Raw genomic sequence first — 18,365 nt, forward strand, 5'->3', positions numbered from 1 at the left:
CAGAACCCGAAAAGCCCCATAAACACGCACCAAAACACCAATTCAAACCGGTTTGAAGGCAAAAAGTCCACAACTCCCCAAGGAATTCAAGGACTTGTGGCGTTTTTCAATGAGTTCCTAGAGTGTGCGTGTTGCCTTGGCCGAGTTGGAGAAATACACGCAGGCCCGCATCGGCAACGTCCATGCGCCGGAGACGACAGGAAAATTCGTTGCGGCTACCTTCGAGCACGATACCGCGCGGCCTGTAGACGGCTAGAGAACTCTTCGGCGGTGGACTGGCCCGGAAGCAAAGCGATCTTGCCGCCGTAGGAGACGCCAAGGGCCGGGGCGATCTTTTCGTTGAATTCCAGCTTGATGTTCTGCTGTGCGAGGAAGGCAATCATCCGGTCGCGGTGCTCGCCCACTTCGCCGGAGATGTTGTGCTCAAACTCCGGCAGGTCCGCGCCTTCGGTCTGTCGAAGACATAGGCCGAGCGAAATCCGCACCCTCGCCGCTATCGTCGCAGCGGTTCCAGTGCGCTTGATGAAGCGCGACCTGCTTTTCGTGGTTGAGCGTCTGGCGGCATCGCTTGACGAACGCCGTTTGGAGATCGTCGCCCGTCAACGCGGCATCAAGAAGGCAAAGGACAATGACTCTATCGCGAAGCTGTTTACTGCCTACTTGCGCCGTGCCGAGGAAGGAGCGTTGAGCGGCTTGCTGGTAGAAATCACCATCCTTCACGCGGCCACCCGGCAGACCGCCGCGCAGGTACTCCGCGATTCCGCCACCGTGTACAAGGTGGATGTGGCCGCCATCAGCCTCAAAGTCAAGCATGAATTCGATGCGAAGGAGAAGGCCAAGCTGGCTCCGAAGCCGGCAGCGAAAGCCAAATCGCCAAAGGCCAGAAAAGCGGCTTGAGGTCAAAAATCGATTCGGGGGTCTGCTTCGGCAGGCCCCATTTTTTCGTGCGCCCGTCTTCCCGCCCTGAAGGTCGCTCCTGAAGGCAGGAGCGCCATGATTTGCCCACCCGCCGGGCTTGAGCGCATTGCAACAGCAACTACTCCTGACGAATCCACTCCAGATCAAGGCGGCTCTTCACAGGCAACGGGCATGGTTTTCACCTGGTGAATCCTTAAACGTCTCCATATGAATAGTGCATTCTCAGAGCATTTTTCGCGACAGGGTAGAAGATATTTGTGAAAATTCTCTGCTTAGCCGACAAAGTGACCGAGCACCATGATTTACCCATTCGACGGGCTTGGACGCTTTGCACAGTTGAGTAAGGGCGACGGGGTTGTAAACTTTTCCTTCATGGATATACCACGGGAACAAAGCGCTGACGCGCTTCAGTCCGCGCTCCGTACTGCCCGCGAGAACGAGAATAGATGGGTCGGAGTGTCGCCTGAGTTCACCTCTGACAGTGAACGGATGGAGCATTGGTCCAGTACTGCCAAACTACGGCGGCTCGAAGTCGAGCGCATCGAAGCGCTCCTGGCCAAGACCACCGAACCTTCCAGCTTTTCGCGGCCAGTGTGCAATGAAGCGGTTGAAACGATCAACAGATTGGGAGAGACAGGATGAGCGAATCGGAGATGAAAGCGGAGCTGGAGCGTCTGCGGGCAGAGAATGCTCAGCTCAAGAACAAGAACACGGGCGGCCTGAGCCTCAAGGTCAGCGAGAAGGGTGCGGTCTCCCTGTATGGAATGGGCCGTTTTCCCGTCACGCTCTACAAGGAACAGTGGCTCCGTATTCTTGCCGCCGCTCCTGAGATCGAGACGTTTGTCCGCGAGAACGACGCCAAACTCAAGACCAAGGAATAGCCAGGCCAGTCAATACATGGGCCATCAGCATTGAGAGCTGGCCCGATGCCTACTTTTCGCCGTCTTCCCGCCCACTGACGAGTTGCCGCTTTGCGCCAGTCTTGATCTTGCCCACGCATTATAAAAGGGCGCGCTTCGCGGCAAGCTGTTGCGGCTAGTAGAGAGGGCGCGCTGGCGCGCGTACCCTCCACTGCGGTGGCCGTCAAGGATCTTCGACCGCTGCGCGGCGCGCACAGAACGCGCGTCCTTGACCGCCATCCTCGCTGCGGGTGTTGGTCCATCATGAGAAGCATATCTGCTTCTCTGTTCTCTAACGAGAACCAGAGAGCGAAGGAGGAACGCTCAGATGGATAAGATCAAATACATCGGACTGGATGTCCATCGGGACACGATCTCAGCGGCGGTGCTCAACGAGAGTGGCCGACTGCTCCAACAGTCGGTGCTGATGACGCGGACGGCAGCGATTCTGGATTTCATCGGCGGAGTGCGGGGTTCTCTACATGTCACCTTTGAAGAAGGGACGCATTCGGCCTGGCTCTACGACCTTTTGTCGCGGCGAGTGGACAAGCTGGTGGTGTGCAATCCACGCAAGAACGCGCTGCTGAAGTCGGGCAACAAGGGGGACGCGATCGATGCACGCAAGCTGGCCGATCTGTTGCGTGCGGGTTTGTTGTCGCCGGTCTATCACGGTGAGACCAGCGCCTTGGAGGTTCAGCAACTTGCGCGCAGTTACCTGATGCTTACCGAAGATACGACTCGCGCTATGGGGCGATTGAAGGCTGTGTTTCGCGGCCAGGCGATTTCCTGTACGGGGAGGAGACTATACGGGCCCAAGCACCGCGGCGAGTATCTGGAGGCACTCGGCGCTTGCGCTTTGAGGCGTCGCGCCGAGCGCCTTTACCAGCAATTGGACGCCTTGCAGCAGCTGCGCCGCGACGCGCGGCACGATCTGATCGTCGAGTGCCGGAAACACGCGGAGGCCAAGTGGCTGCAGACGGTGCCGTTTCTGGGTCCGCTGCGTGCGGCGGTGCTGATCGGTCGGGTGCAGACGCCGCACCGATTCCGCACCAAGCGCCAGTTCTGGACTTACTGCGGACTGGCACTGGAGACCCACGACAGCGCCGAGTACCGCGTGATTGACGGACAAGTGGAGCGCAAAAAGAGACCGGCACAGGTGCGCGGGCTGAACTGGAATTACAACCACGAATTGAAGAACGTGTTCAAGGGCGCGGCCAACGCGGCCAGCACTGGCCAGGGAGTATTTCGCGAGTTTTACCTCGGGCTGCTGAAGAAAGGAATGCGGCCGGAGATGGCACGTTTGACCTTGGCGCGCAAGATCGCCGCCATTGCATTGAAGATCTGGAAGAAAGGAGAATCCTTCGACGCCGAACATCTGAAGTCAAAAGCAGCTTGAGCGCGCAGAGCCTGTCGGAATGTGAGATTATCGTATGCGCGATTCGCCGGCACTGAGCGCTCGGGTTCGAGGGTGAGTATCCTCCGTCGGGTTAAGCCAACGCCTTCAAGAGGCGAAGTTTCAGGCCCACCATATGCCCCCTCGGACAACCCAACAAAGCCATAGGCCACGAGTCTCAGATAGAACCATGGTTGGCAATTGCCAGCACGCTGCTTAAAGGCGCAATGAGGCCACGCGAAGGAACGCATCAATTCATGATCCCGCAACCACCGGCAAAATCGGTTCGGCCCAGTCGCGCCCCGGCCAAGATTCGTGCATCTGCGGATGGGGGCTGGATGTCAGAAAAATATTCCCTCCTCGCGGAAGAGGAAGAGTGTTTTTTCTTGACATCCCCTTTTATAGAACCCGACGGCGTTGAATGCCTTACCCCCGAGCATCTTGAATGGATTTATGGGTGTTTCTGGGTGGATACCGGGCGCCACACAGGACGACTAACTTTGTACGTTGTGTGGCGACTCAGGTTGAGGCACCTCTTTTGGTTTCGCGACGAGATAGGTATCCATTATCCAACCATTTGTCTGTCTCCTTCGATTGCGAACATCTACGATCCTGCTCGCTACCTCAGAGATTCTTCCAGATAGCAGGACCTCTTGTTCCATTCCCAGATAAGCGCCCCAATAAATATCAAGGTCTTCATCGAGCAGACTGTTGAAGGAACATTGCCCATCCAGCATCACGATTGTTCTCTCGGCAGCGCCACTGAGGCCAGCGGCGAGTTGGCGGCCTGTCGTAATGGTGATCGATTCCCCTATCCCATTTAGCGAGATCTTGTGGCGGGCGGCCAAGGCCTGCATACTGGTGATGCCTGGGATCACTTCGAACTCAAAACAAAGCCTTCCACTGGCCATAATGTGCTCGATCACTCTCAAAGTGCTGTCGTAGAGCGATGGGTCACCCCAGATGAGGAAAGCGCCGCACCGATCTTCTTCTAGTTGTTGTGCGATCATCTCTTCATAGATCAAGGCTCTTTGCCGATGCCAGTGCTCAACGCGAGTTGTGTAATCCGATATGGCCGGGTCACGAACAGGATCCTCTGCTTCGACCACACGATATGACTTGTTCTCGATATATCGTTCGCATATCTGTTTTCTCAAATTGACGAGGTCCTGCTTCGCTTCGCCCTTGTCCATGAAAAAGAATACGTCTACAAGGTTAAGTGCCTTGATCGCCTGCACCGTGATGTATTCGGGATTACCGGCGCCAATGCCGATTAGAAAGAGTTTTCTCATAGGGACCATCACTCCGTGGGATACAACATCGCAGTCGGCTACATTCACAGCAGTTGTTCAAGATTTTGAAGCACATCACCTGGTTGGGATACAGTCGGGACGTTGTGTTTCCGTGGGCGATCAATCATGACGACTGGAATCCGGAGGGCTCTCGCCGCCTCGATCTTTGCATAGCTTGCTGTGCCACCGCTGTTTTTGGATACGATGAGGCTGATGGACTCAGAACGAAGCATCTGCAGTTCATCGTTGAGATGAAACGGGCCGCGTTTCAGAATCAGCTTTGAGTTGGCGGGCAACATTGCGCTGGGAGCATCGATGGCGCGCACCAGGAACCATGCATGTTCGCAGTTGGAAAACGCGCCAAGCTCCTGCCGTCCAATGGAGAGAAATACGCGGTTGAGCCGATGGTTCACCATGGACGCCGCAGCATGTGTGTCGGGTACTCGATGCCAGCAATCATGCTCGATTGGCTCCCACGCTGCGCGGTCCAACGCTATAAGCGGAAGGCCTAATGTACTGCAGGCCAACTCGGCGTTGCTGCTTATCTTCGAGGCAAAAGGATGAGTCGCATCGATGACTACGCGAATATCTTCATCGAGCAAATAAGAGATCAATCCGGCAACCCCGCCGAAGCCCCCAACTCTAACAATCCCGGCGGGCAGCCTGGGCTGGCTCACTCGGCCGGCGAGGGATGAGATGACTGTCACATCGGATCTGGCGGCCAAGTGCGTGGCGAGCTGCGATGCCTCGGTTGTTCCCCCTAAAATGAGGACTCTTGGAGCGTGAGTTCGAGTTGGGGTTGCCGCGAACTGCATCTCAATGACCTCGTGTGCGCTTATAGAGCTATGATTCGGAAGTGTTCGTACGATCCCTTGCCGCGGAGTAGAGATAGCTCTCGTCGAAGAATGACTGATCGAGAGACCGCCCAATCAGGATGAGGGCATTGCGATCGATCGCGGCTGCCTTAACGATCCCATGAATGGTCGACAGCGTGCCGCGCAGGATGCGCTGATCGGGCCAACTGGCCCGGAAGACGACGATGGCGGGACAATCTTCGCCGTAGAGAGGCAATAACTGGGAGGATACCTGATCGAGGTTCATGATGGAGAGGTGAATGGCGAGCGTCGCGCCCGTGCGACCCAGGGTTGCGAGGTCTTCTCCGGCAGGCATTGAAGTGGATCTTGTCGAGGTACGAGTGAGAATGAGGGTCTGAGCCAAGCTCGGCAGGGTGAGCTCCTGGTTGAGAGCGGCGGCGGCGGCGGCAAATGCAGGAACACCGGGAGTGACATCGTATGGAATACCAAGCCGCTTCAGGCGGCGAATCTGTTCGGCCATGGTGCTCCAGATGGAAAGATCGCCGGAGTGGATACGAGCCACATCCATCCCTTTTGCATACGCCTCGGCGATCTCCGCGACGATGTCATCGAGATTCATTTCGGCCGTATCGATAATGCGTGCGCCGGGTGGCGCATGGGCAAGTATTTCTGTGGGCACCAGCGAACCGGCATAGAGGCAGACTGGTGAATTGTGGATATGATCCCGGCCCCTCAGGGTAAGGAGGTCGGCAGCTCCTGGGCCCGCGCCGATAAAATGAACGATCATGGATGCACCCCCAGGGAAAGCGCAGCAACTGCACAGGTGCAGAAGCGGCCTTTCATTTGCGGTACGATGAGACGCGCATCGGGACCAAGCGACGCCAACGCCGATGCTTCAGCAACGTTGGCGGTGCATGTTTTGGAGAGAGCCAAAGACGAGCGTGTTGTGATTCCCCCGATGCTTGCAAGGATGCTTGCCGGGAAGAGCACAAGACGAAGCCCCAGAGCCGAGGCCACGCTTTCGCCTATCGAAGCACGACGGTCAAGCGTCGCGATGACGGTGCCGGAAGGAATGTGGTCGACGGATGCTTCGATGAGGCGGATGACATCGTCGGTGCAGGCGCGGGAGGAGCAGCCAATTCCGATGGACAGATGTTTGTGCTGGATCATCATGGTCATGGCTTGGTCACCGTCCACTGCGTAACCGGCATCATGGGTCGCCATCCGTAGGAACCGCCGATAGGATTGGCTCGGGAGACCATCATACGCATCAGATCGCCTCCGTAAATTGTATGGCGCGCAACAAGGCTTGCTTCGCTTTGGAGAGTGACCGCGTTCGCAACCAGACGACCACCGGGGGCAAGCTTAGCCCAGCAAGCTTCGAAGAGGTTATCGTTGCTGACACCTCCTCCGATGAAGATTGCGTCTGGAGATCTCAGGCTTGCGAAGGTGGTTGGCGCAGTCCCTTGGATGACCTTCAAGCTGGGTACACCGAGCTGCGCGGCATTTTGCAGGATTCGAGCTGCGCGGTCTTCTCTGGCTTCAAAGGCGATGCAGGAGCACGAGGGATGAAGACGCATCCACTCGATCCCGATTGATCCAGTGCCGGCCCCGACGTCCCACAAAGTTTGGTTTTGTAGCGGGGCGAGCCGGGCCAGCGTTACCGCACGCACCTCACGCTTGGTCAACTGACCATCGGTATCAAAGGCATCATCCGGTAAACCCGGAGCGAGGGATGGCGGCTTGTCCGATGTATCGGAGGCGCAGAGGACTGCCATGAGATTCAGTTTTCCGCACTGCTCATTCGCCCAGATTGCCGCCAGTTCGCTGATGTTGCGTTCTGAGGAACCACCCAGATTTTCGAAGACATCCAACTCGCTTGCTCCGTATCCAGATTTCGTCAGGAACCGAGCAACGGTCGCCGGCGTGCTGCCGTCTTCAGAGAAGATGACAAGCCGCTGGCCGGGATAGAGGTGGCGAAGCAACTGCTCTACTGGCCGGCTGACCAGTGTAATGAGTATCGTCTCCGCCATCGGCCAGCCAAGCCGGGCACAGGCGAGAGAGAAAGCGGAGACCTGCGGAATTACGCGAAACTCGGTTGCGACAAGGCCGCGGGTGAGAGTTACACCAACACCGTGGAGCATGGGATCGCCACTGGCAAGTACTGTTACCTTTCTTTTTCCGCGATGCTCCGCCACGATTTGCTGCACTGCTGGAGCCATTGGAGAAGGCCATAGAATGCGGTTTGCAGACGAGCCGGACACTGGTATGAGCGCCAGATGTCGAACACCCCCGTAGAGCAACTCGGCGGAGGTGACTGCTTGTTTGGCCTCATTGTTCAGTCCATCCCAGCCATCTTCGCCAATGCCCACGATCGACAACCAATGCTCAGCGGAAGTCATGCGCCAGAACTCCTGTCGCCATAGCTCCTGGGAGTGTAGATGAGTTTCCTGGCATTGGACAATGAAATCGCACGCGTTGTCGAGGAGCCAATGAGGACGATGGTTTGCATATCGGCCAGCGAAGGATCGAAGTGCTCAAGATCGGTAATCATAGTTCGTTCGTCGGACCTGCCCACACTGCGTGCAAGGACAACAGGAGTCTCAGGGCTTCGGTGCCTGGCGATGATTGTCCGCGCCTCGCCGAGCTGCCATAGTCGTTCCGAGGAGATTGGGTTGTAGATTGCGATCGCGAAGTCGGCGCGTGCCGCCGATTCCAGTCGATTCACCACGACCTCCCAGGGTTTAAGACGGTCGGAGAGTGATATGACGCAGAAGTCGTGCCCTAGAGGGGCGCCCACTCTTGAAGCAGCCGCTTGCATTGCCGACAATCCGGGAAGGATGCGAATGTCCAGCGAGCGCCAAGCCGGCGGCCCCTGATCCACACATTCCAGTACAGCCGAAGCCATGGCAAAGATACCCGGGTCTCCAGATGAGACTACGCAAACGCGGCGGCCTGATTCGGCAAGCGAAAGAGCGTGCCGTGCGCGATCCGCTTCAATCTTGTTATCAGAGCCAAAGCGGCGCTGGCCGAATCTCACGGGGACTCGGTCAAGATAGGTGTGATAGCCCACCAGATCTGTCGCCTCATTCAGCGCCTGCTGAGCTTCGGGCGTGATCCAGCCAGGACCACCCGGACCCAGGCCAACGACGGAGATCCAACCGCTGTTCCGAATGGTTTTGTCTCGCTGGGCCTGACTGGAATCGGGAATCAGGATCAGCGAAAAGTAGGGAACCTGGAGCGGATCGACTTCGCGGAGCGGGATGATGCGTTCGGCAGCCATGGTCGCTCGTTCAATAAAGAGTGCTCTGTCCACGAGGCCGGCCGAATCGATTGCCCGCTTCACCTTTGCAAAGTTTCTCCCCAGCTTCATGATGGCAAAGGCGCCCTGCTGGTTCAGCTTGGCAATCAGCACGTCTTCGGAGAGAGTCCCAGGCAGCACCGTGAACTCGGCATCCCTGCGGACGAGCGGCGTTCCAAGTTGCGCGGCTGCGCCCATGATTGAGGCAACTCCAGGAATGACCTGAGTGGTGAAGCGATGAGCGAGACGGTCGTGAAGATACATGTAGGAGCCGTAAAAGAAAGGGTCGCCTTCACACAGAACAGCGACATCCCGACCGCTTGCAAGATGCTCGGCAATCTGTGCGGACATGTCATCGTAGAACTGCGATAAGGCTGCCTCGTATCCTCCGGGATGCTCAGTCTGCTCTGTCGTAACCGGGTACATCATTGGGAGTTCGATCTGGCCGTAAGCGAGTTCCGAGCACACGATTGACCGTGCATTGCTGTTACCATGCCTGGCGCAGGGGTAGGCGATTACGTGCGCCTGCTTCACGACGCGCAGCGCTTTGACGGTGATTAGCTCAGGATCGCCGGGACCGACTCCGACCCCGAAGAGACATCCGATTCTCGCGCCTGCGATCATTCTTTCTCACTCGCAAGCGCATTAACTGCGGCGGCAGCCATAGCGCTGCCGCCGCGGCGTCCTCGAACGGTGAGGAAGGGTATTCCAATCACATTGGCTGCAAGTGCGGCCTTGGATTCGGCCGCGCCCACAAATCCGACAGGAATACCAATGATGAGTTCCGGTCGCTGCGCTCCATCATCAAGCATGTTGAGCAGATGGAAGAGCGCCGTCGGGGCATTTCCGATCACAACCACCGAACCAGCGAGTCTGTCCTGCCATAACTCGACGGCCGCGGCGCTTCGGGTTGTGTTGAGTTTCGCGGCGAGTTCCGCGGTTCTGGGATCACTCATTGTGCAGATGACATCGTTGTTCCGCGGGAGCCTGGAACGCGTGATTCCACTCGCCACCATTGTTGCATCGCAAAATAGTGGCGCGCCTGCGAGTAGCGCATTGATGCCTGCCGAGACGGCATCTGGCGACGCCTGGACATCCTCCGGCAGGTCCGTCATGCCGCAGGCATGGATCATACGGACGACGATGCGAGCAAGATCAGGCTGAAAAGCGGATAGATCCGCCTCTCTTCTGATGATGGAAAAAGACTCGCGATAGATGGCAGCGCCATCCTTGACGTAGTTCATCGGGCAGCGACCTCGGATAGCAAATTCTCATGCAGATCGGCGACCGCATTGAGTGCGAATTCAGGTGAACAATCGGACGCCACGCGATGTCCCGCGATATTGAGCGTATAGCCCAAGGGGCCGGCGATCAGTTCAGCCGTCGCGCCGTGCCGTTGGGCACATTTCTTCTCGCATCCGGAAAGGTTCACGGTCCATCCGGGAGGCACAGCGTGATCCGAAAGACGATGCGCGAGCGTCGCCGCATCGTTGCGTACATCGGCCAGCGACGCCTCGCACCCATGACTGCCGGCGCAAGCCGCAATCCCGCGAAAGCCGTCACGACCGTCACAGGATAAGCCCATGGAATCGAGCCGGCCAACGATCTTGTCGACGGCACTCTTCGGAATTGAACCAAGTACAACACCACGCCATGGAGCAAGTCGCAAATCACCTTCCCACTCGTTCGCGGCGGCGGCTAGATCAATTGCCTGTTCTGCGCTAAGCCGTCCAAGATGGACAGAGGGGATGATGCTCACACGTCCGGGTTGGGTTGTGGAATAGATGCCCAGAGGCGCCTCATCGACCAGACGTGAGGGATGTGTAACAGGGGACGGCGTCAACAAATGTGAGAGAGACTCAACAATACCTTTCATTGCTCCCGGAATCGTCGCTACTGCTTTCCCGCGGACGGGCAGGCTGGATTCATTTGCCAGCCCGATACACATCCTTGCCGCTGCCAACATACAGTCGACGGCATCACCCGGTTTTACGACAAATCCCGAATAGGCTCCTCCGATTGATAATCGGAAATAAGGCGCAGGGTTTAAGCCTACTGCCTCAAGAGAGACATCGTCGTTCTCGCGGCTGAACCATCTGCCTCCGCCATGAATTGCGAAGCTGAACTTGGGGTGGAGGTTGGCAAAGACCGATTCCTTCCGCAATCGTAGATCGAGATCATGGATCAGCGGTCGTGGGTCGACGATCTCCTCACCATCAAGTCCCGCAATAGGGCTCGTTAGGATATTGCGTACTCGATCATGCTGTGGCGAAGGCAAGAGGCCTGCCAAAGAAATGCCTTCGATAATATAGGGAAGATCTCGATTACGAATCGCTCGCAACTGAAGGTTTGCCCGCGAAGTGATTTCAATGGTTCTATCGGCAAAGTCACGGGACAGATTGGCGACGGTCCTAAGTTGATTTGCCTCGATGAACCCTCCCGGCACTCTGATGCGAATGAGTAGTCCGTCTTTCGCCTGGACTGCATGAAGGACGCCTGGACAGAGGTGTTCACCGACTCCTGGAGCCCCCGCTTGCTGAGCTACAGTGGAGGAGATCAATCTCGGCCTGAACAAATGCGCCTCACTAACAGCGGGAAAAGAGGCGCAAAGCTCAAAAACCTATGAGCGATTGCTTTCCGTTTCCACGCGGACAAGAATCAAAACTAAATCTGAGGTAGGTCTCTTGATTGACAGGCTGAGCGCTTATTCTTAACGCTCTGGAGTCTTCTCCTTCCTCGGTAACCGAGTGGCTATGAAGAGTCCGTCTCCTGAACACAGTGGCGGGACCATGCCGGACTCACACCGGCTTCCCTGTTATGCCCTTGCGGGCACCCCAGAATCTTCCGATATCGTACCAGACTCATTTCGCCTGGTTCGAATTTTCATCCCCTGAAATCCGGCACCCGCTGCTCCGCAAGCTCCATAATTGGCCGTTGGACCGAATGTCCGTGATCGACACAGGCGGGATATCGATACGCCAGAACGATTGTGCGGGAGCCTGCAACGTGAGAACTACAGCGGCGCGAATCACCGCGGGATGCGTGAATGCGAGGGTGTGACCGGAGCCATGCTGCCCAGCCAGCCAGCGCTTGATGCGGGCGAGGAAGTTTGCAATAGGTCACGCTTTCGAGTTTTCTGCCGGTGATCGATGAGGGACCGCCAGCCTTTCCTGCAAGCTTGCTTTGGAAATTCCGGATCGCGTCATGGGAGATACAGTTGCTGCTTTGGGGCACGCTTGGGATCCTTTTCGGCTGGTTGACCGAACGCGACCGGAGCGCTCACAGGCTGGTCCGTTAGAGCACTCTGCGGCCGCGAAGCCGGTGGTGTGGTACAAATGTTTCAGACCCAAGGTGCCCGCAAGGGCTGAAAAGGGAAGTCCGGTGCAATCCCGGTGCGGTCCCGCCACTGTAAACGAAGATGAGTCGCCAATATCCACTCGGCCTTGAAGCCGGGGAAGGAAGGGACTCGGCACATGGAAGAAGGTGCCACTTCGAAGCCAGGAGACCTGCCCGGGGTAGATAGCAATTTCTGCGGAGAACAGAAAGCATGCGCCCGACCCCGGTACGGCCAATCCGACCTATTCCTGTCAACAGTTCCGACTACGCGCCAGAGAATAAGGTGTAACCGTGGCCGATTCTTTTCGACAACGTATCATCCGCGCCGACGGCCGTGCCTTTAACATCGTCCAGCACCGTGCGCATTTGACTTATTGTTACACCGGCTGTTGCTGCGGCATTACCGAGCGTGGCTACGCTGCAGTCCCGGTTGATGTTTATACGCAGGAATGGCTGGGACGCAAAATTCGTAATCATGTTCATCTCTCCAAGGGCGGTTGCCTTGGCCCTTGCGCGCTCGCCAATGTGGTGAGCCTCGTCTTCGATGGCAAGTCAATCTGGTTTCATTCGGTGAACAGCCCTTGGCAGGTGCGTCAGATCTTCGATTACATCGACGCGATGCTGGATGCAGATCGCTTTCTCCAGCCGCCAGCCGAGTTGAGTGAATTCGTCTTCAACTACTATGACTGGGACGTCCGCAAGCCAAGTGAGATCGTTGCTGGATCTTCTCTCGTCATTGCTCCGGATGCGATCGGCGCCATCATGCTGCTCTCGCATGCCGATACCGATTTGCTCACGCTCATAAAGGCTTCGGAACTGCTCCCGGCAGAGCTGCGTGTGAGTGGGTTCTCGCTCAATGCACTACACAACGAAGATCAGTTGGACGTGTTGATCAACGGTGAGATGGGTAAGGCTCGGGTAATTATTGTGCGCTGCCACGGGTCACTCAGTTGTATTCCGGGCTTCGACCGGCTGCGCGCAGCCTGCATCGAGCGCGGACAGTCCCTGGTGCTCGTCAGCGGTTGCGGAGAGAACAGTTCTGAATTCTCGGAGACCATCAATGTGCCTGCCGACGTTATGCAGACCGCGGATGCTTATCTCACGCTCGGCGGGGTTCAGAACTTCGTGGAATTGTTCCTCTTCCTTTCCGATCGCCTGATGCTGACGGGCTATGGTTATGCGCCTCCTACCCCCATGCCGGAGCACGGCATTTATTTGCCTGGCCCATCCGGAGAAAGCGGGGATGTTGTCACAGTTGAGGACTGGGAGCGGCAGGTCGATCCTCTGCGTCCGACCGTCGCCGTGCTGTTCTACCGCGCACACCGAATGAGCGGCAATACCGCGTTCATCGATGCGATTGCAAATGCATTGGAGACCAAGGGGGTGAATCCGCTCTGCATCTTTACCTCAAGCCTGAAGGTCAAGGAGGATGGATCTCCCGCGGTATTCAAACTGATTGAAGGGCGTGCCAGTGTGCTGATTACGACGCTGTCGTTTGCGCTGGGCGAAGTGAATACGGGCGCCGTTACGCAGCCAGGGGAAGCGCTGTCGTCGTTTGAAAAACTTGGCATTCCGGTTGTCCAGGCAATTGCGTGCCAGATGCCGCAAGGCGCCTGGGAGGGTTCGCGCCGTGGCCTCAATGCGATCGACACCGCAGTCAACGTCGCGATTCCTGAGTTCGACGGACGCATCATTACAGTGCCCATGTCGTTCAAGGAACGCACCAGGAATGGCACCGAGAGTTTATATGCTGTGAACGAAGACCGAGTTGCTCGCGTCGCCGGCATAGCGAGCCGTCTTGTCGAACTTCGCAGAAAGGCGAACTGCGATCGCCGCATAGCGTTTGTGCTCACGAATTCCGCAGCCAAAGCATCCCAGGCCGGTGGAGCGGTTGGCCTCGATACTCCCGCCAGTCTGCTCACAGCGTTGCGCGCCATGAGGGCACGTCGCTATGCGATAGCCAGGCTGCCTGAGACTTCCGATGAGCTGATGCAGGATTTGCTTGGGCGCGGAACCTACGATAACAACTACCCGCTCGATCCCGCGCGGGCGATGCGGTTTTCGCGTTCGGCTTATCGGAAGATATATTCAGGCTTCCCGGTTCGTCCAGCGCGCCGGATGCAGGATTTCTGGGGACAGCCGCAAGATCGTGGCCCGAGCATAAAGCCGGCCCAAAAAACCGATAAGAAACTTCTCCCGACGATCGCGGGAAAGGTCATCTCGATTGAAGAGAACGAGCCCTGGGGCGACGCGCGCGACTATCTGTTTGCCGCGATGGATCTTGGCAATGCACTGATCGCATTGCAGCCGCCACGTGGCTACGGCATCGACCCCGATGCGATCTACCACACGCCCGACCTGCCCCCAACGCACCACTACACAGCCTTTTATCGCTGGCTCGGAACTCCGCAAGCGGAAGGCGGCTGGGGCGCGGATGCGATCGTCCACATGGGCAAGCATGGCACGCTCGAATGGCTGCCCGGCAAGAGCGTCGGGCTCTCCGGCGAGTGCTTCCCTGACTTGCTGCTTGGCGACATTCCGCTGGTCTACCCGTTCATCATCAACGACCCTGGGGAAGGAAGCCAATCGAAGCGGCGCGCTCACGCTGTGATTGTCGACCACCTGACGCCACCCATGACCTCCGCCGAGACCTATGGCCCGTTGGCCGAATTGAACCAGTTGGTCAACGAATACTATGCGGTCGAGAAGCTCGATCCGGTAAAGCTGCCCTACCTGCAACAGCAGATATGGCAGTTGGTCGAGAGTACGAACCTGAAAGCCGATCTGGACCTGAGGACGATGATGACGCGCGAGCGCGGTGATCATAGCCACGAATGGGACGACACGCTAACGCCCGAGGGTATACCAACGCAGCTTGCCTCAATGAATGGCAATGAGGTGGCGCACCTGATCGAAGATCTTGACGGCTATCTCTGCGAGTTAGGCATGGCGCAGATTCGCGATGGCCTGCACATCCTGGGGCAGATGCCTCCGCTGCCGGAGATGCTGCGCTCCCTGACGCGGTTGGCAAACGCCGGTGCTCCGAGTCTACAGGCGAGCCTTGCAACGTCGTTCGGCTTCGAATTGAGCGAACTGCTTGACAAGCCTGGCGAGCGCCTTAAGCCTTCGATCGACCTGCTAGGCCAACCGTGCCATACCCGCGCCGATGCTCTGGAGATTCTCGACCGCGCCTCACTCGACCTTTACGCGATGCTCGAAACGTTCGGCTTTCGGAGCACCATCATCGGCCAGGTGCAGCACGCGGTGCTCGGACTTGAATCGGCGGAGATCGCAGCCGCACTCACCTTCGCCTGTGACGAACTTGTGCCAAAACTTGAACAGTCCGGCGACGAGATCGAGCACTTGCTCGATGCACTTGAAGGCAAATATGTTCCCGCGGGGCCAGCGGGCGCACCGACCCGCGGCATGGCGCACATTCTGCCTACCGGCCGCAACTTCTATGCGGTTGATCCACGTGCTCTACCCTCACAGGCAGCGTGGAGAGTAGGCCAGCAGCTTGCCCGTGAAGCTGTCGCTCGCTTTTACCAGGAAGAGGGCAAGTACCCGGAGATGATGGGACTCAGCGTCTGGGGAACTTCGCAAATGCGAACCCACGGTGACGATATTGCACAGGCGTTTGCGCTGCTCGGCGTCAAACCGTTGTGGAACGCGCAGTCGCGCCGGCTCGAAGGTGTCGAGGTGATTCCCCTGGAGCAACTCGGCCGACCCCGGGTGGACGTGACGCTGCGTATCAGCGGCTTCTTCCGCGATGCCTTTCCGCACCTGATCGATACGTACGATCAGGCCATCTCGATGCTGGTCGAACTGGATGAACCACTCGATCGGAACTTTCCGCGCAAACACTACCTCGCGGATATTGAGGCAAGAAAGGACATACCGGCGCATGAGGCCGAGGCTCAAGCGCGCTATCGCATCTTCGGTTCGAGGCCAGGATCTTATGGCACGGGTATTCTGCCGCTCATCGAGACCGGAAACTGGCACAAAGACGATGACTTTGCGCGCGCGTTCCTTGCCTGGGGAGGCTACGCCTATGGCAAGGGCACCGATGGAGTCGACGCGCAACCCGTCTTCGCCGAGCGGCTCAAATCGATCCAGGTTGCGCTGCACAACCAGGACAATCGCGAGCATGACATCTTCGATTCCGACGATTATTTCCAGTTTCACGGCGGCATGATCGCCTCAATTCGCGCGCTTACCGGCACGCAGCCCAAGGCCTACTTTGGTGATAGCTCGCGCCCGGAATCGGCGCAGGTTCGAGACCTGCGCGAAGAAGCTCTGCGCGTCTATCGTTCGCGTGTAGTGAACCCAAAGTGGATCGAATCGATCAAACGCCACGGCTACAAAGGTGGTTTGGAACTGGCCGCAACGGTTGACTACATCTTCGGTTTCGATGCCACGGCGCAGATCGCACCGGACTTTATCTACGAGGGTCTTGCGGAACATTACGCGTTAGACCAAGACATGCGCGACTTCCTCGGCGCTTCAAACCCATGGGCATTGAATGCGATCGCCGAACGATTGCTCGAGGCGGCAAAGCGCGAGCTCTGGGAGAATCCCGTGCCGGAAACTCTCAACGCACTGCGCGGTGTTCTGCTTGAGGCCGAAATGTTACTGGAAACGCAGGGCGAACAGAAGCGGAGGGGTGTTTCGTGAAACCAGCCGCCTATCCCTTCTCGGCAATCGTCGGCCAGAGCGAGATGAAGCTCGCCCTGCTCCTGGCTGCCGTGGATTGGCGGCTTGGAGTTTTGCTGCGCGGCGACAAGGGCTCGGGAAAGACAACCACCGCGCGCGGCCTGGCTGCCCTGCTGCCTGCGTCCGCACGTTTTATCAATCTGCCGCTCGGCGCCACGGAGGACCGTCTACTTGGGGGGCTTGATCTCGCGCGCACCCTGAAGGGTGATCCGGTCCTCAAGCCGGGACTGCTTGCCGAGGCACATGGCGGCGTGCTTTATGTCGATGAAGTGAATCTTCTCCCTGCACATTTGGGCGACGCTTTGTTGGACGCTGTTGCCAGCGGGGTTCATGTTGTGGAACGTGAAGGCTTGAGCGTCACCCATCCAGCGGAGTTTGTACTTCTTGGCAGTATGAACCCGGAGGAGGGTTCGCTTCACCCGCAATTGTTGGATCGTTTCGCATTGTCGGTGACGGTCTGTGCTCCCCTCGACCCAGCCGAACGCCAACTCGTGATCGAGCGAAGAATTGCATTCGAACGCCACCCGGCTCAATTTGCCAGTGAGTGGTCGCAGGCCCAACAGACTTTGAAGTCGCAGATTACTTCCGCTAGAGCTACTCTTGGCGACATCGCCTGCTCCAGCGGCATGATGGGGAAGATTAGTTCGACAATCTGTGAGTACGGCATTCGGTCCTTGCGAGCCGATCTGGCGGTCTTGAGGGCTGCAATCACATACGCAGCTCTCACCGGCGATGTGAACGTCGAAATACAGCATGTAGAGGCCGTATTACCTCTTGTCCTTGCTCACCGGACGCGGGCGGGCGGCCGTTCCTCATTCACTCCCCCTCCGCCTCCAACGCAGCCGCAACAGTCAGAGTCCGAATCCCAGGCCAAAACTGGTGAACAAGACGCCCAACAGCGTGCCCATGAACGTATCTTCACTGCATCAGAGGTTAAGACGCCTGCTCTCGATAGCCGGTTCAGTTTAGGAGTGAAGCAAGGGGGTGGTGCTTCCGCAGATGGATCGGATTGCGGCCCAATCATCGGCAATCGTCAGGCGGATTTCCCCGTCGAGTTTGATTTGCGCGCCACGCTCAGCCATACCCTCCGTGAGACTGGCGGGCTGCAACCTCGTGTCGAGGATTTGCACGAACGCGTGCGCAAGCCGAGGACCGGAACCCGCTATCTCTTCGTCGTCGATTCCAGCGGTTCGCACGCCGTTCAGCAGAGAATGCGTATTGTCAAAGGCGCTATTTCAAGCATGCTGACCCGCTCTTTCAAACGAGGAGACGAAGTGGTCATGATCGTCTTCCGCGGCACTTCCGCGCAGGTCATTTTAGAGCCGACTCAAGTGCTTTCCGACGCACTGGACACCCTCGATTACCTTCCCACGGGTGGTCGCACGCCGTTGGCTGCCGCTCTCAATAAAGCGCGCGGTTATCTGACGCCCACTACGCTTCTCATCTTGCTCACCGATGGCAGGGCAAATATCCCGCTCAATGGTGGAGACCCCTGGCAAGAGGCTCTTGACGCGGCGCAACGGATGAGCTGCGATGCAATCATCGTCGATACGGAGACAGCAACACAGCGGCTAGGCCAATGCAAGGAGCTAGCGACTGTCCTCGCTGCGCGCTATGTCCCTCTGGAGGAACTCACGCAGAGCGAGAAATTTTTGATCGCGGGAGAACAGCTCAAACCAAGGGTGCAGGAAGCATAAC

General features: G+C 57.6%; 16 protein-coding genes, 1 pseudogene and 2 riboswitches. Of the genes and pseudogenes, 7 read left to right on the forward strand and 10 right to left on the reverse strand.

Annotated elements, in window-relative coordinates; genetic code table 11:
• Positions 1–121: 121 nt before the first annotated feature.
• Positions 122–253: pseudogene (locus ABSG47_RS11215) on the forward strand (relaxase domain-containing protein); the annotation flags it as partial.
• On the opposite strand, the gene ABSG47_RS11220 reads toward ABSG47_RS11215, so the two are convergent.
• Complete coding sequence (locus ABSG47_RS11220) at positions 216–485, reverse strand: hypothetical protein (protein ID WP_424169774.1); 270 nt, start codon at positions 483–485, stop codon at positions 216–218. The pseudogene ABSG47_RS11215 and the gene ABSG47_RS11220 sit on opposite strands and share 38 nt — an antisense overlap.
• Positions 486–513: 28 nt before the next feature.
• Here ABSG47_RS11220 and ABSG47_RS11225 point away from each other — a divergent pair, with 28 nt between their 5' ends.
• The 3 genes from ABSG47_RS11225 to ABSG47_RS11235 all read left to right on the forward strand — a co-directional run bounded on the left by ABSG47_RS11225 (position 514) and on the right by ABSG47_RS11235 (position 3,213).
• On the forward strand, positions 514–897 hold the full coding sequence (locus ABSG47_RS11225; protein WP_424169775.1) for a hypothetical protein: 384 nt from the start codon (positions 514–516) through the stop codon (positions 895–897).
• A 659-nt stretch (positions 898–1,556) separates the two neighbouring features.
• Entirely contained in the window at positions 1,557–1,799 is a 243-nt protein-coding gene (locus tag ABSG47_RS11230) for a hypothetical protein (RefSeq protein WP_424169776.1), read from the forward strand.
• Positions 1,800–2,145: 346 nt separating this feature from the next.
• Positions 2,146–3,213 carry an IS110 family transposase gene (locus tag ABSG47_RS11235; RefSeq protein ID WP_424169777.1) on the forward strand — a complete coding sequence of 356 codons (1,068 nt, stop codon included), beginning with the start codon at positions 2,146–2,148 and terminating at the stop codon, positions 3,211–3,213.
• Positions 3,214–3,704: 491 nt separating this feature from the next.
• On the opposite strand, the gene cobF is transcribed toward ABSG47_RS11235, so the two are convergent.
• The 9 genes from cobF to ABSG47_RS11280 all read right to left on the reverse strand — a co-directional run bounded on the left by cobF (position 3,705) and on the right by ABSG47_RS11280 (position 11,734).
• Positions 3,705–4,502 carry a precorrin-6A synthase (deacetylating) gene (gene cobF, locus ABSG47_RS11240; RefSeq protein ID WP_424169778.1) on the reverse strand — a complete coding sequence of 266 codons (798 nt, stop codon included), beginning with the start codon at positions 4,500–4,502 and terminating at the stop codon, positions 3,705–3,707.
• Between the two features lie 44 nt (positions 4,503–4,546).
• Complete coding sequence (locus tag ABSG47_RS11245) at positions 4,547–5,317, reverse strand: cobalt-precorrin-6A reductase (RefSeq protein WP_424169779.1); 771 nt, start codon at positions 5,315–5,317, stop codon at positions 4,547–4,549.
• A 28-nt stretch (positions 5,318–5,345) separates the two neighbouring features.
• Entirely contained in the window at positions 5,346–6,104 is a 759-nt protein-coding gene (cobM, locus tag ABSG47_RS11250; protein ID WP_424169780.1) for a precorrin-4 C(11)-methyltransferase, read from the reverse strand.
• Entirely contained in the window at positions 6,101–6,496 is a 396-nt protein-coding gene (locus ABSG47_RS11255) for a cobalamin biosynthesis protein (RefSeq protein ID WP_424169781.1), read from the reverse strand. The genes cobM and ABSG47_RS11255 overlap by 4 nt, the downstream gene beginning before the upstream one ends.
• Positions 6,493–7,719 (reverse strand): precorrin-6y C5,15-methyltransferase (decarboxylating) subunit CbiE, encoded by a 1,227-nt coding sequence (gene cbiE, locus ABSG47_RS11260; RefSeq protein ID WP_424169782.1) that lies wholly within the window; start codon positions 7,717–7,719, stop codon positions 6,493–6,495. The genes ABSG47_RS11255 and cbiE overlap by 4 nt, the downstream gene beginning before the upstream one ends.
• Positions 7,716–9,242: a precorrin-2 C(20)-methyltransferase gene (locus ABSG47_RS11265; RefSeq protein WP_424169783.1), complete on the reverse strand. Its 1,527-nt coding sequence runs from the start codon at positions 9,240–9,242 to the stop codon at positions 7,716–7,718. Before ABSG47_RS11265 ends, cbiE begins: the two co-directional genes overlap by 4 nt.
• Complete coding sequence (locus ABSG47_RS11270; protein ID WP_424169784.1) at positions 9,239–9,862, reverse strand: precorrin-8X methylmutase; 624 nt, start codon at positions 9,860–9,862, stop codon at positions 9,239–9,241. The genes ABSG47_RS11265 and ABSG47_RS11270 overlap by 4 nt, the downstream gene beginning before the upstream one ends.
• Positions 9,859–11,193 carry a precorrin-3B synthase gene (gene cobG, locus ABSG47_RS11275; RefSeq protein WP_424169785.1) on the reverse strand — a complete coding sequence of 445 codons (1,335 nt, stop codon included), beginning with the start codon at positions 11,191–11,193 and terminating at the stop codon, positions 9,859–9,861. The genes ABSG47_RS11270 and cobG overlap by 4 nt, the downstream gene beginning before the upstream one ends.
• An 82-nt stretch (positions 11,194–11,275) precedes the next feature.
• Positions 11,276–11,470, reverse strand: a riboswitch (cobalamin riboswitch).
• Between the two features lie 9 nt (positions 11,471–11,479).
• Complete coding sequence (locus ABSG47_RS11280; RefSeq protein WP_424169801.1) at positions 11,480–11,734, reverse strand: histidine phosphatase family protein; 255 nt, start codon at positions 11,732–11,734, stop codon at positions 11,480–11,482.
• Between the two features lie 26 nt (positions 11,735–11,760).
• Here ABSG47_RS11280 and ABSG47_RS11285 point away from each other — a divergent pair, with 26 nt between their 5' ends.
• The 3 genes from ABSG47_RS11285 to ABSG47_RS11295 all read left to right on the forward strand — a co-directional run bounded on the left by ABSG47_RS11285 (position 11,761) and on the right by ABSG47_RS11295 (position 18,364).
• Positions 11,761–11,916 (forward strand): CbtA family protein, encoded by a 156-nt coding sequence (locus tag ABSG47_RS11285; RefSeq protein ID WP_424169786.1) that lies wholly within the window; start codon positions 11,761–11,763, stop codon positions 11,914–11,916.
• A gap of 34 nt (positions 11,917–11,950) precedes the next feature.
• Positions 11,951–12,146: riboswitch (cobalamin riboswitch) on the forward strand.
• Between the two features lie 99 nt (positions 12,147–12,245).
• The gene (gene cobN / locus ABSG47_RS11290) at positions 12,246–16,628 is read left to right on the forward strand and encodes a cobaltochelatase subunit CobN (protein WP_424169787.1); all 4,383 of its coding nucleotides are present in this window, start codon (positions 12,246–12,248) and stop codon (positions 16,626–16,628) included.
• On the forward strand, positions 16,625–18,364 hold the full coding sequence (locus ABSG47_RS11295; protein WP_424169788.1) for an ATP-binding protein: 1,740 nt from the start codon (positions 16,625–16,627) through the stop codon (positions 18,362–18,364). The genes cobN and ABSG47_RS11295 overlap by 4 nt, the downstream gene beginning before the upstream one ends.
• The last annotated feature ends 1 nt before the right edge of the window (position 18,365 follow it).

This window comes from Occallatibacter sp. (assembly GCF_049510455.1).
Taxonomy (GTDB): Bacteria; Acidobacteriota; Terriglobia; order Terriglobales; family Acidobacteriaceae; genus Telmatobacter.

Bases quoted from the DNA above. Each gene is read 5' to 3' on its own strand.
- cobM (WP_424169780.1), bottom strand. From the start codon at position 6,104: ATGATCGTTCATTTTATCGGCGCGGGCCCAGGAGCTGCCGACCTCCTT.
- cobF (WP_424169778.1), bottom strand. From the start codon at position 4,502: ATGAGAAAACTCTTTCTAATCGGCATTGGCGCCGGTAATCCCGAATAC.
- ABSG47_RS11245 (WP_424169779.1), bottom strand. From the start codon at position 5,317: ATGCAGTTCGCGGCAACCCCAACTCGAACTCACGCTCCAAGAGTCCTC.
- ABSG47_RS11255 (WP_424169781.1), bottom strand. From the start codon at position 6,496: ATGACCATGATGATCCAGCACAAACATCTGTCCATCGGAATTGGCTGC.
- ABSG47_RS11270 (WP_424169784.1), bottom strand. From the start codon at position 9,862: ATGAACTACGTCAAGGATGGCGCTGCCATCTATCGCGAGTCTTTTTCC.
- ABSG47_RS11230 (WP_424169776.1), top strand. From the start codon at position 1,557: ATGAGCGAATCGGAGATGAAAGCGGAGCTGGAGCGTCTGCGGGCAGAG.
- ABSG47_RS11235 (WP_424169777.1), top strand. From the start codon at position 2,146: ATGGATAAGATCAAATACATCGGACTGGATGTCCATCGGGACACGATC.
- cbiE (WP_424169782.1), bottom strand. From the start codon at position 7,719: ATGACTTCCGCTGAGCATTGGTTGTCGATCGTGGGCATTGGCGAAGAT.
- ABSG47_RS11265 (WP_424169783.1), bottom strand. From the start codon at position 9,242: ATGATCGCAGGCGCGAGAATCGGATGTCTCTTCGGGGTCGGAGTCGGT.